The sequence below is a fragment of the Capilliphycus salinus ALCB114379 genome (genome assembly GCF_047276495.1).
GTDB lineage: Bacteria > Cyanobacteriota > Cyanobacteriia > Cyanobacteriales > Microcoleaceae > Capilliphycus > Capilliphycus salinus.
On record NZ_CP178543.1, the window covers coordinates 6,021,688 to 6,035,097 of the forward strand.

9 protein-coding genes are annotated in these 13,410 nt (G+C 44.0%); 7 read left to right on the plus strand and 2 right to left on the minus strand.

Features of this window, described 5'->3' with window-relative positions; genetic code table 11:
• Nucleotides 1–188: 188 nt before the first annotated feature.
• The 4 genes from ACL6C3_RS24405 (at nucleotide 189) to ACL6C3_RS24420 (ending at nucleotide 3,501) form a co-directional block, all read left to right on the plus strand.
• A complete protein-coding gene (locus ACL6C3_RS24405) occupies nucleotides 189–494 on the plus strand; it encodes a hypothetical protein (protein ID WP_413161927.1) in 306 nt (101 codons plus the stop codon).
• A gap of 143 nt (nucleotides 495–637) precedes the next feature.
• Nucleotides 638–727 (plus strand): hypothetical protein, encoded by a 90-nt coding sequence (locus tag ACL6C3_RS24410; protein ID WP_413168409.1) that lies wholly within the window; start codon nucleotides 638–640, stop codon nucleotides 725–727.
• Nucleotides 693–929, plus strand: coding sequence for a WD40 repeat domain-containing protein (locus ACL6C3_RS24415; protein ID WP_413161929.1), 237 nt, complete (start codon nucleotides 693–695; stop codon nucleotides 927–929). Before ACL6C3_RS24410 ends, ACL6C3_RS24415 begins: the two co-directional genes overlap by 35 nt.
• Nucleotides 930–1,269: 340 nt before the next feature.
• Nucleotides 1,270–3,501 (plus strand): protein-arginine deiminase family protein, encoded by a 2,232-nt coding sequence (locus ACL6C3_RS24420; protein WP_413161931.1) that lies wholly within the window; start codon nucleotides 1,270–1,272, stop codon nucleotides 3,499–3,501.
• A gap of 428 nt (nucleotides 3,502–3,929) precedes the next feature.
• Here the strand turns inward: ACL6C3_RS24420 and ACL6C3_RS24425 are convergent, their stop codons facing one another.
• Nucleotides 3,930–6,878 (minus strand): AAA family ATPase, encoded by a 2,949-nt coding sequence (locus tag ACL6C3_RS24425; protein WP_413161933.1) that lies wholly within the window; start codon nucleotides 6,876–6,878, stop codon nucleotides 3,930–3,932.
• A 330-nt stretch (nucleotides 6,879–7,208) separates the two neighbouring features.
• Nucleotides 7,209–8,384 (minus strand): WecB/TagA/CpsF family glycosyltransferase, encoded by a 1,176-nt coding sequence (locus ACL6C3_RS24430; RefSeq protein ID WP_413161936.1) that lies wholly within the window; start codon nucleotides 8,382–8,384, stop codon nucleotides 7,209–7,211.
• Between the two features lie 702 nt (nucleotides 8,385–9,086).
• Between ACL6C3_RS24430 and ACL6C3_RS24435 the strand changes: the two genes are divergently transcribed.
• Genes ACL6C3_RS24435 through ACL6C3_RS24445 form a run of 3 tightly spaced genes read left to right on the plus strand, consistent with a single transcriptional unit; the run spans nucleotide 9,087 to nucleotide 13,380 of the window.
• On the plus strand, nucleotides 9,087–9,782 hold the full coding sequence (locus ACL6C3_RS24435) for a helix-turn-helix domain-containing protein (protein ID WP_413161938.1): 696 nt from the start codon (nucleotides 9,087–9,089) through the stop codon (nucleotides 9,780–9,782).
• 2 nt (nucleotides 9,783–9,784) lie between these two features.
• Nucleotides 9,785–10,732: a DUF1822 family protein gene (locus tag ACL6C3_RS24440; protein ID WP_413161941.1), complete on the plus strand. Its 948-nt coding sequence runs from the start codon at nucleotides 9,785–9,787 to the stop codon at nucleotides 10,730–10,732.
• Between the two features lie 17 nt (nucleotides 10,733–10,749).
• Nucleotides 10,750–13,380: an ABC transporter substrate-binding protein gene (locus ACL6C3_RS24445; RefSeq protein ID WP_413161944.1), complete on the plus strand. Its 2,631-nt coding sequence runs from the start codon at nucleotides 10,750–10,752 to the stop codon at nucleotides 13,378–13,380.
• Nucleotides 13,381–13,410: the final 30 nt, after the last annotated feature.

Sequence of the window (13,410 nt, forward strand, 5' to 3'; positions counted from 1 at the left end):
GTTAACTGTTGGTGAGTTTTTCTCAGACTTTTAACGTTCTCGGTCGCCCGTTGCGTTTTTTTTATTAAACTTTTTTTAGGATAGTTTTTTGATGAAAAAAACGGCTGTTTTTATCGAAAGAACAGCGCAAAAAAGCATAAGTTTTTAAAGCGTTTTGGGTTAATTTTTTATTTTCAAAACACAGGAAAATGCTGGATCAACCCTTCGACCCAAACCAAACACTCAAACAAAGATATCGCCCGATAAAATTACTCGGTCAAGGAAGTTTTGGTAAAACCTATTTGGCTGTTGACGAATACAAGCCCGAAAAATCTCTCTGTGTAATTCAACAATTCTACCCCATTTCTAACAATCAAGACCAGATTCATAAAGCCTCTCAACGATTTGAACTCGAAGCCATTCGCCTCGAACAACTGGGTAAACTATTCGGACCAAACATCCCCAAATTGTCCTACTTTTATATCGGTTTCAAGAAGAAAATTATCAGTATATAGTCCAAGAATTTATTCAGGGTAAAAGTTTAAGCCAAATCGGATAAACCGAAGCCGTTTATAATGAAAACCCAATTCGTCATCTACTATTAAGTTTGCTTCTCGTCTGAGAATTTATTCACTCCCATCATATTATTCATCGGGATATCAAACCCGCCAATTTAATCCATCATCCCAACGGACAGTTTGTTTTGGTGGATTTTGGCGCGTCTAAATTCGCATTTGAGAGATATTAACGCGGTTGCTTTTTCCCCGGATGGAAATATTATGGCGAGTGGCAGTAGCGATCATACGATAAAATTGTGGCGGGTTCACACCCAAGAACTTGTACGGACTCTGCGGGGACATTCGGACTGGGTGAGAACGTTGTGTTTGAGTTGGGGAATTTCTCCGGCTTATCCCCTGATTTTAATTAGCGGAAGTGCCGACCAAACTTGAAAATTTGGGATGTAGAAACCGGTCAGGTTTTAGAAACTTTTGTGGCTCACCATACGCGATGTTAACACGATTGCGATCGCCAACAACGGTCAAACTTTAATTAGTGGTGGGAGTGATAATATAGCACTACGCCCAAGTCGTGAGGTCAGAAGTCACCAAGTCAGAAGTAGATGAAAAGAGGCTTTGCTGCTTTTACTAATGTCAAACACCGTGTCGGCGTAGTGCTATAAAAGTTAGTGGGAAAACGAATTCTCGGTCTCTACTATTCAATCTGGCCGAATCGGGGTATTATCTTGGAGTAGTAATCTATCTCAAGTTTTGAGGATAGGATATGGGCTGGATGCGGTACGTTGCTGTAGCATTGATCAATACTGTGGGTGCGGTCGTTGGAATTATCTTGATTCCGATGCCTCAATGGGTATTGGCTCAATCATCCCCGAACACTCCCGAGATAGAATACAGAATTGATGACTCTAGCCTCCTCGACGAACCCTCAGATGTTATCTTTCCCGAGTCTAGCCTGACGGAAAACGAACCGCCTCAACCGCAATCTCTAGAGGATTTGTATCGACTGCGCGATCAACTCAAAGCCGACTTAGAAAAACTATCCGATTCTGAGGATATCTCCAGTTTAGAAGCTTGGCAGTATGAACTGCAACTGCAACAATATCAAACCGGACTGCGTGCTTTGCGTCAAACCGAAACCCGCATTCGCCGCGAAGAAGAAGCCGCACAGCTTTGGGATGTGGCGACTCAACAGGCGTCCCAAGCCGTAGCAGCCGGCAAACAAAACCCTCCCGACTGGGAAAGCGCCCAAACGTTTTGGGTACAAGCTATTGATAGTTTGCGACAAATTCCCTCGGAAACTTTTTTAACTGAAAAAGCGGTTGAAAAAATTGTAGAATATCAAGGGTATTTGGCGATCGCAACTTACGAACGGGCAATCGTTCAATCGCAACAAAAAGACGATCCAACCCCCGAAAAAGACGGTCAATATTCGGTGGATGTTCCCCAATTTCCGGGGTTTGAAATGTACGGAGATACCAACCGAGATGGAGTGATTAACGCCGCCGATGAAGTCCGCCCCGCCCGATGGTCATTGTCAACCGGGCCGCTGATGTTGTTTAATAATGATGATGACGATCGCGATGGTTTTCCTGATTGGAAAGATCAAATTGTTAATGGAAAATACGATCGCGAAGATTTAGCTCAAATTCACTTTAAAATATCTCCAGAATATCAAGGTGCGGAGATTTTTATTACTACAGATACTCAAGCCCAACCGTTTGTAAATATCTTTCAAAAAACGGCTGGCGGTTGGGTTCCGGTTGATTTGACGGGTGAAAAAGCTTTAACCTTTAATCAGGATATGATTTTAGGGGTGGAAGCCAAACAATTTGCTCACAACAATTGGACGGGTTTGGTAAGCTTAAAAGCGGTGGCTCGTCGGGATAATCAAGAGATCGCTTCCGATACGATTCAAATGGGGGTTGCGCCTTGGATGATGTCTCCAAATACGGCGTCGGTGTCGGAAGTTCATCTGAGCGATCGCGGAGAAAATCGGGAGTTGATCGCGGAGGTTAAACAGGTGGTTGAACCGAGGGGTGCGACTCCAAAAATTACTCCGGGAGAGACGGCTTGGATGCAGGATACCACAGAAATTGGTTATGTGCAATTTCCCGGTGAAAATAGTCTAAAAAGCTATCCGGTGGCGTTAAATGGAAATCGTTCCGGAGAAAGCGATGATTATGCCGAATCGTTAATGAATCGCAATTTTGGTTGGTTTGAAATGGGTAAACCCCGTTCTCTCGATCCGTTGAATCAATGGTTAGATTGGTATAGTAATTTAGAAGTTACTCCGGCGCTTCCAAACTATCCGATGGGACGGATTTATTATGGGAAAGCCGACGAAGAAACGTTGCATCCCGATGTGGTAGAATTCCTAAAAGCGCAGCAGGTTCAGGGGCCGCCAATTGAGATTGATACGTCTTGGTTGATGGTGCGTCATGTGAGTGAAATTATTAATTTTATTCCCAGTCAAACGGGGGAACCTTTGCTGTTAATTGTGAGTCCCAGATCGGGGCTTAAACTGATAGAAGAATTGGCAGAAAAGGGTTATGAAGGGGCGGCGATTAATCGCGGTTTGAGTACGCAAACGACGATTAGGGCGGCTTTGAATAATCGTTTATTGGTTCAGCATAATCTACAGTTACAGCGAGAAAAAATTGATCCGCTGTTGAAGAAGTTGAAACGAGAGTTGAATCTCAATGATGATCAAATTATTGAAGTTCCGGTCTTATTTGGGTATAGTGGTTATGCTTGGTGGCCGAATTTAGTTAATGCGGTTTTTGTTAATGGTGAGTTGTTGGTGCCGAACCCTCGCGGGGCGTTAATTGATGGTCGAGATTATACTCAGGAAGACTTCAAAAGACGGCTGGCTGTGGCGGGGTTGAATGTGAATTTCCTCAATGATAGTTACTATCAGGAACTTAAGGGAGATGTGTACACGGGTATTAATACCACCCGCGAGGCTTCACAACAACCGTTTTGGGAAGTGTTACCCCAACGTTGAAGACGGTGACGACCGGGGACAAAGCGGTTATTGAGTTTACTTGTCATTAATGCTTAGACTTATTCGGATTAAATCTCATTAAATTAAAAAAAAGGAGATCGGGCGCTAATTCCCGTCTCCTGAATACTTTGTTTGAGTTATACGAGATCACAACTAAAGTTGCGACTGTTGCATATCGATATCGTTTTTTATCGCTTCACCAACTGAGAAACATTAATCAAACTGTTCTACTCTATAGACTAACAAAGTTCTCCAACTATTGCAAGTATTTCTCAATTATTTTTCAAAGACGTTCCCGGAAAGAGGTTTCGGGTGTCGGGGCGGGTTGACCAGTCAAAAACCCGGTTTCTGGAACAATACACACCGTCTATTTGAGGAAGCGGTAGAAGAAACCGGGTTTTTTAGCCTGTACTATACTAGATTCAATCTCACTCGGAACCGGAAACGGAAGCCCCCAAAGCGACAATGCGACTGATCTGATCGGTGGTTAAACCCGTGACGCCGGTAATATTCATGTGTTCGTAGGCGCCGGTTGCCCTCAAAGTCTCCTGATACTGGACGGTTTGAACGTTCCAAAGCTGAATCGTCCCTTCGCAAGTGCCGATCGCTAAAATCTTACCATTGGGACTAAAAGCCAAAGCGTGAATCGGGTCGGGGGTGTGGTGTAACGTTCTCAAACACTGTCCGGTGTGTCGGTTCCACAATTTCACAGTACCATCATTACTGCCGCTGGCTAAAATGGGTTGATCGGGACTATTGGTAATGGACTCAATCCCATGACTGTGACCCCGCCAAGTTTGTAAACAAGTTCCGCTGCTGACATCCCACAACTTCAGGGTACAATCATCACTTCCACTGACTAAAAGCGGAGTTCCCTCAAGTCCCTGAGTATTCAACGGAGAAGCCAAATCGCCATCGGTTGCCGGCCAGTCTGTCGTTAGGGGCGAAGTTTCCCCATTCAACGGGGGTGACGCCAAACCGTCCCAGGGAAAATGTAGCGGGGCGAATAACAAACAACTGACCCGATCTTGATGTCCGCGACAAATTCGCAAACATTCGAGGCGATTGATATCCCATAACTGAATGGTCGAGTCTTCGCCGGCCGTCGCCAGAAGACCCTGAGGGCTAAAAGCGATCGCGGCGACCCGAGTTTCGACGGGCAGATCGCGTTCAACCCGACCGAAGCGAACATCCCAAAGCCGAATCGTCCCATCTTCGCCACAACTCGCCAAACGTTGGCCCAAGGGACTCCAAGCGATCGCGTTGACTCCGCCGTGATGGGCCGACCACACCTGACGAGAGTGACCGGTCTGCACGTCCCACAAACGAATTGTGCCATCTTGACTGCTGGTGGCGAGGGTTTGTCCGTCCCCACTCCAGGCGAGGGCCGTCACCGCCCCCCGATGGGAGGGACTCATTAGCTGCTGTTGATATTCAGATCGCAAGGACCACAGACGCACTTCTCCCCAAATATTTCCGGTGGCTAAATAAGTATTATCTTGGCTAAAAGCGATCGCGGTAATTTCCCCGATACTTTGGGCAAAAATAGAATAGGAAAGGTTAGCGTAGGCAAAATTAACTTGATGCAAATTAACCTGCTGTAAATCGGCGTGCCAAACGGTGAGGTGAGAAAAATCGTAACCGCTCAAATCAATTTGAAGCCGAATACAGAGGTTTAACCAGTTGCCGACACCGTAGCCCGAACCCTGTTTTTCCATTTGTCGCAACCGCTCTAAAATCGTTTGCAGTTGTTCTATTAAAGCTCTCGAAGAACTAAAGGTCATTTGTAGCGCCCGGGCGATGGGTTCTAAAATGGAAGAGCGCTGATGTTCTCGCACCGATCGCTCGACTGTGGTTTTGATCAGGGCGATCTGAACAAATTGTTTGATCTCTCCGGTGGTTAACTCGTGAACGATTTGTTCGGTGAGACAGTGGGTGAGATATTCCATCACCATCGGGCAGATCAGATAATAGTTTTCTTCGGTGGTTTCAGTCGGCTTTTTGTTGCTAATTTGATTGTCTTTTTGGGGTGAAAAAGCGGGTTTTTTTCGTCTTTCTCTTTTAACGAGCGATCGCCAAGTTAAAGCTTCTAAGGCTTGTAAAATACTGGCTTGAGAAACGGGCGGAATTAAATCTCGATGTAATTGTTTAACGGTGGTTTGTCCGCGATCGATAGCGATCCAGAACATAATCGCCATTTCTAAGGGAGATAAACGCTGAAACTGGGGAGCCAGTAAACGGCGAATCCCGTTTAAAATGACAGAACGGTGTTCTAAAAATTGAGCAATTTCCCCTTCAAATAAGTCTTGAATGGCGGTGGAAACTATTTTTAAAGCCAGGGGGCTGTAGCTGTAGAGTTCGCACAAAGAACGTTTTTGTTCGGGTGAACCGCAGACCGATTCTAACAAGGCGCTGGCGGCGTCGGTTGACCCTTCCAATAAAAACGATCGCACGGCAGGACCGGTGCCTTCTAGGGCGGCAATTTCGGGAGGTTTTTCCCGCGAAGTTAACAGCAAACAACTTTGATGAACGGTTTCTCCCATCGCCCGCAACAGTTCGCCGTAGCCTTCGCACCCCGGGCGATAGCGTCCGGTTGTTCCTTCGAGTAGAATGCTTTCAACGTTATCTAAAACGATTAAACAGCGGGTGCGGCGGGCGAGGCGAATGAATTCACCGATCTCGCTGAATGAACTGGTATTTGTGGTGGGGGTTAAACTGGGGGTGGCGGGGGTTGTGGGTTCGGAAGTCGAGGGGGAAATAAAAGACAGAAGCTGAGTTAAAACGGTTTTGGGGGCGGGGGCGTAGCGCAGACTGCGCCAAATGACCACATCAAATTCGGTTTTTAGCTGTTCGATCAGTTTAACCACCAATGCACTTTTGCCAATACCGCCCATTCCCATGACGGCGAGGAGTCTTACCGAGTCGGTTTGAATGTAGTGTTGGAGTTGAGCGAGTTCTCTGGTGCGTCCGTAGAAAACGGAGACGTCGGGCGCTTCTCCCCAGTCCCAACGCTTGGGAACGGTTGAGGCTGGGGGTTCCGTCGGTTGGGGAACGGGAGAAAGGGGACTGTCGCCGTTGGGGGGTTGGGGAGTAACGGTCGCTGTTGGGACAGTGGCGGGGGTGGAGGCGCTGTATCGTTGAATCAGGAGAGAGCGAAAATTTTTCTTGGTGACTTTTTGTCCGAAGACCATTGAGAGTGAATGCCACAGCCCTGCGGCGACGCCCTTGATATAATCGGGGTCATAGCCTGCATCTTCTGCGATATCGGCATAGCCTTTTCCTTCCCAGGAATGTCGAAAGACGAGAGTTTTAACGGTGTTTAACGAACCTGGGGGTAAAGTTCTTTCTAGAATTGCTAAGGCTTCGTCAACTTTCATTCGCTCTCACGCTTTGGTGCATCTGTGTTCTCTTGTTCTGATTTTACTGGACTCATCCTGACGACAAATTGTTCGGATTGAGACGATCACAGAAAAGGGTATATCTTGTTATAGCAGGGTTTTTGTTGATTGATTGGTATCAAATTGACTTTTTGCCTTGTAATCAAATCCTGATGTGGAGATCTGCAAGTTCTTGGCAATTTATTTTTCTTTAATAGAGCTTAAAAATGTTTGAAATTTGGTGAGGGTGGAAATGAAAAAGCCCAGAGACTTGGCTCTGGGTTTGTAGTTGAGTTGCGATCGGTTGGTATAGCTCGGGCTGAGGGGGGGTTAAGCGGCGATTACATCACTTAAGTCACCCGCCAGATAACGTAAGATTGAATCGACGGTTTCGTTTTTGAGCCATCCCTTCTCGACGGCGATTTCTCCAAAGCGCATCCGGGTTTGGCTTTGTTCGATTAAGATGGCTTCAATTTGGTGATCGCTGAGTAAGTTGGCGGCTTTCAGGTAGTGACCAATGGGTTGTTTGCGGGGTTCGGTGGCGACTTTCGGTAACTGTTCGGCGAAAAAGTCGATGGTGTCTTGATTGACCCATCCCCAATCGGCGACAATCTCTCCAAATCGCAGATGACGCTGTTGGGCTTGAGCATCCAAAACCAGGTTGACTTGATTCGGGGTGAGCAAACCGGCTTCTTGCAAGAGTTGACCCAGTAAGGGCATTTGCAGCTTGGGAGTGGTCGAGGATGCCAAGGAAAACTGAGGGGAACGATAGAGGTTGAGGCGTTGTTGGAGGACTAACCACACGAAGGGTAGATCGTTAATCAGATAGCGTTTCCACAGTCGTTTCGGTTCGCAGGAGAGGCGGTAGAGCCATTCCATCCCCAGTTCGCTCATCCATTGGGGAGAACGGGGTTTTTCGCCGGCTTCAAAGTCAATCGAGGCACCAATCGCCAGGAAGACGCGAATATTTTTGAGTTTGTGTTTGTGTTTAACGATCCATTTTTCCTGTTTGGGGGCGCCCAAGCCAACCGCTAAAACTGTTGCTTTCGACTGGTTGATCCGATCTACAATTCTTTGGCATTCGACCTCATCTTTCTCGAAACCATAGGGGGGAGAGTAGGTATCTACAACCATGTTTCGCCCGACAATGCTATTGATTTTTTCTTGAGCGCGAGCGGCTACGCCTTCGGCGGCACCGAGTAAAAAGATGGTGGTATTTTCGCAGTTTTTATAGTGTGTGTAAAAAGCGGGGAATAAATCGGAGCCGGAGATTTTTTCACGAATGGGTTGACCGAGCAGGCGAGAGGCGTAGTATAAGACTTGACTGTCGCAGACTCGGTAATCTGAATTTTGATAGATTTGGTAAAATTCTTCGTCCCGTTGCAAGTTCACTAAGTGGTCTACATTTGGGGTGAACACGACACCACCCCGTTGACCTAACTTCTGGAGCAGTTCATCTTGAGACAGGTTATCAATATTGACATTAAGAATTTTAACGGTATTCATAGGTAAGAACTCAGAGCAATGATTTAGATTGATTGAAAATCTAGATGAACTCTAGGCGATGCGGATATTAATTAGCCCTCAAGCACTGATTTCAGCGATGAGTGTAGCGTGGGTACGATAGCCCCAACTGCTTGGGTTGTCAATAAATGTCCCCGGAATTGGTCGCATCTATGAATCTTTGATAAAAATTTTAGATGCCTAGTTGCCGATCCTGTTTTAATTTAGGTTTCGGTTGTTCTCCTAATTATAGGAGGAATTATTGTAAAGATACCAGGTATTTTTGTAAAGTTTAGAGGTTTTCTGTGTAAAGCTTCAGTAAAGATACGGAGAGGCCTGAGATCCGACTGTGAAGGGGAAATCAGTGAAATTCCCGAAGGGATTAAAATTTCACTCTGGAGTCAGATCCTTGCCTTATTAAAATTCTATCTCAATGAAGAGGTAAAAGTTGAGTAAAATCTGTTTTTTGGTTGTTGATTTTGTGTGAAGTTATCAAACTTTTAGACAAATCAGACAAAATAGACTTTCATAAATTTGATTGACATCCCTGAGAGACCAGTATAATCTTAGCAGTCGATCGCCTTGATGAGAGCAACCCGGATCAAACAACCATACTACGCTTTGTCTCCTCCTGGTCAGTTAAACTCAAAGCATCTGAGGGTTTACCACCTAACCCCGATCAAGCGAAAGAGGAGAGCGCCAACTGTGGATCAACAAATCAAAGACTTAATTGAGCAACTCCATCAATTTGAACACACCAGTTCTAAAGGACGCAAAGCTCTAACTCGACTACTGATTATCATTCAGGGACATCCGGATTTATACCGATCCTCCCATCCGAACTATTGTGAGGCGCTCAATCGTAGCCTGGAATGGATGTGTAAAAATATACTATCTTTTGAACCTCGTCCTCCTTCTGTGGAGCAGAGTCTAATTCGTTGGATTAATGGTTATCTCAAGTGGCGGGTGCGAGATTTGTTTACTCCTGATACTTTATTTAAACATAATGTTCACAGTTTAGATCAACCAATCACCAATGCTGAGGGACAATCAACGACTTTGTTAGATGGGATTCAAGATCCAAATGCGATCACAGATATTGAGGGATGGATTGAAGAAAGTCAAAAAAACAGACGTTTGAGTGTGGGGGATGCGGTTTGGGAATATATCGAACAAGATCCGGAAAATCGGCTAAAAAATTGCTATCCGAGAAACCACCCTGAATGTAATTGTCAAATTTTAGCGATGGGGTTACTGTTGCAACAACCCTCTCAGAAAATTCGAGAGATTGCCCGAGAATATAATATCAGTGACCAAACTCTTTACTCTCACTGGAAGCGAAAATGTCTTCCTTTGTTACAAACCATCTGCGACCAAATTAGCAAGGACTTTGGAGTGTAAAAATGAACCCAAATTTATCTTCGGTTTTACCAATTCCCATCAGCCAAGATGCGCTGCGTTTCGCCAAACAATTTGCAACCGAACAAGCCACTCCCCAAAAAGGAAAACAGGTTTTTCTCAATACCTTAGCGGTGGTTGCGGTCCGAGATTATCTGCGATGGTTATCGATTTCAACAGCAATTGATCAAGGTGACTGTTGGCATCGGGTCAAAAGGTCGATGTTTAATGTCGCCGATTTGGTTTTACCCCCTTTGGGAAAACTGGAATGTATTCCGATTTTACCCGGTCAAAACGATTTAGAAATTGCTCCCGAAGTCACGGAGAATCGTTTGGGTTATATTGCGGTAAAATTCGGCGAAGATCTCAAACAAGTAGAATTATTAGGGTTTGCTTCTGAGCGAGAAATTGCTTATCCTCCCGAACCGATTACCCTCGAAAAGCTGAATCCAATTGATGATTTAATTGATACCCTTGATTGGCATCGGAAATGGATTAATTTGTGGCAACATCTTTCTCAACCGGAATGGCAACCTCTGGAACTTTTACCGACTCCGAACATGATTCGTTATAAAGCAATTAGACAGCCGGTCAGAAGTGTTTTAAAAACTGAGCCGATCAAACACAGCTTTACCCGAGGGAAGGTGATTGAGTGGAAACAGGAGCAAACTCAGTCCAATCTTTTATTAAGACTAAAAGTCGGGGAATATTCCGAGGAAGAAGTTAATGTTAACATGAGACTGGATTTGCTGCCAGAGGAAAATAAAACAACTTATTTACCCAAAGGTTTGGAGGTGAGTATACTCGATGAATCTGGAGTGGTTTGTATGAATACTCAAGCCCGAGATGCGGATCAGTGGATTGAATTAGAGTTCAGTTGTCTGCCGCAGGAACAGTTTAGTTTACAAATTCTTGTCAATGGAAGTAAGATGATTGAAACCTTCAGGATTTAATTGATTGGGGAACTGACATGACAGTTATCAAAGTGCTTGTATTCTGGGATAGGGGCATTAATAAATTTAGAGTTCGGTTGGGAATGAGCGATGGTGAAATTAATTCACTCGATGGTTATTTGCCTGCTTTGCCTGAGGATTTAAAAGCTTCAAAAAAACAATTTGAATGGTCTGATTCTCGTCAATCTGCTTATAGTAAATGGCAATTTTCCTATGATCAATTTGAAGCCGTTCGTCAGGTTGTTAGTCGAATCAAACCGAAAAAAATTATCACGGATTCTGAAGCCGAAGCCATCAGTTCTCAGCAAAAAGAATCAGTTGTTAAGAGTTTAAATCAATGGCTAAATTGTCAAGATTCGGCTTGGCAACCGATTCGAGATGAATTAATTGCCGTTCTCAGTCACTTACAAAGAACGGGAAAAGAAGCCCGTCTTTTTATCGATACAGATCACTTTCAACTGCGCCGTCTTCCCTGGCAAGAATGGGACTTATTTAAACATCGTTTTCCTCAGGCGGAAGTTGCGGTTCGTCTGCAAAGAAGCCGGACAAAAATTCAGCCCATTCGTCAAGATTCCAAAGTAAAAGTATTAGCTGTAATTGGGAATAGTCAGGGAATTCAGACTCAGTTTGATGAACAAGTCATTCAAGCTTTAAAACAAAAAAATGCACAAGTTACTGTTTTAAAACAGCCGACTCGCGAAGAACTTTCGCAAGCATTGCGAGACGAAAACGGTTATCACTTATTTATTTTTTCGGGTCATAGTTGTTCCCGTGAGGATGGAACAATTGGGTGGATTGAATTAAATAACAATACTCAGGATCTAATTTCCATTGAGGAGTTTAAAAGTTCTTTTGGAATAGCAATTAAACAGGGGTTACAACTGGCAATTTTCAATTCTTGCGATGGTTTAGGACTCGCCCACCAACTGGCGGAGTTGGGTTTACCTCGAAGTATTGTGATGCGAGAACCGATTCCTGATCAAGTAGCGATAAATTTTTTGAAGTATTTTTTTGAAGAATTTACCAACAACAAATCCCTGTTTCATTCGATTCATTTTTCGAGGCAAAGACTGATTGAATCGGGTTGGGAAAAGAATTATCCGGGTGTTTCTTGGCTTCCTACTCTTTGCGTGCAGGAAGTCACGCTTTCAAGCAACTCGCTGATTTGGCAAGATTTTATTAAGCCTAAAGCCCTCCTAGAAGCTTGGATAAAACTGTTGGGGATAACGGCGATTTTGGGATTAGTTACAATAGCGTCTATTTTGTATCAGATTATAGCAAACAAACCTCAAAATCTTATTCCCCAAAATATAGACAATAAAATGAGTCAGGGTGAAAACCTTCAAATTCCATCTAATGTAAACCGGGCAAAGGAAGCGGGAATTCTTGACTACAATAATCGCGATTATAGAGGGGCTATTGATAATTTTATTCGGGCGCTGAATCAAAATCCTAACGATCCGGAAACCCTCATTTATTTGAACAATGCAATTATTCAACAAAAAGTCAAGACGAACACGGGGAAAAAAGTAGAAATTGGTGTGAGTGTACCGATAGGCAGTGAACCCAATGTTTCCCAAGAAATTTTACGAGGTGTCGCTCAAGCTCAAACTGAGATTAATTGTGGTTTGGAAGAAGTTTCTCGGGCGATTTCCGAACTTAAAACTCAATTTAACTGTAGCAAAGGTATCATCAATGAAACTTTTTTAATGGTGACAATTGCTGATGATGAATATGACCCGAAAGTTGCCGAAAAAGTTGCTGAAGCTTTTGTAAACAATCAAAATATATTGGGGGTGATTGGTCACTATTCGAGCGATATGACCCTGAAAGCCGGAGAAATTTATGATAAACATCGATTAGTCGCGATTTCTCCCACTAGCACTTCGGTGAATTTATCTAATTTTAGTCGTTATGTTTTTCGGACACTTCCGAGCGATCGCATGGCGGCTCAACAGTTATTTGAATATATGCGTCAGCAACTCGGACAGGATACAAAAGTAGCAGTTGCTTATGTTTCGGGAAATGCCTACAGTGAATCTCTAAGCAATGAATTTGAGGAGTTACTCTATCCTAATTCTTTTGTTCAAAAATGCGATTTATCGAGCCGTGTTTTTAGTGCAGCAGACTGTGTAGAAAAGGCAAAAGAGCAGGGTGCTGAAGTCTTGTTATTAGTTCCAGCTACAGATGAAACCCTCACTAAAGCGATTGGAGTTATTAACAATACGAACGGAGATTTACAACTTTTAGGCGGAGATTCTGTCTACAGCTTCAGAACTTTAAAAGATGCGGGTGAAGAAGCTTTTAACGGAAATCTTACCATTGCTATTCCCTGGCATCGAAGACCGGATTCTGAATTTTCTCAACAAGCTGAACAGTTTTGGAAAGGCTCTGTAAACTGGCGAACTGCTACTTCATATGATGCGGCTAAAGCAATGATTGAAGCTTTGATTGAAAGTCGCGGAAATTTCAGTCGTATTCAGCTTTATCAAAAGCTTTCCAGTTCTAATTTTGTCGCCCAAGGAGCAGAAGGAGAGATTTCTTTTGAATCCTCTAATGATGTTAAATCAACTGAGAGTGTGTTAGTTGTGGTTAAAAAGAACGGGGAGGAGAATATATTTGAAATCCTTAAATTAAACCGTTTTTAAACTCGGGTTATTTGTTGAGAACTGAGGCAA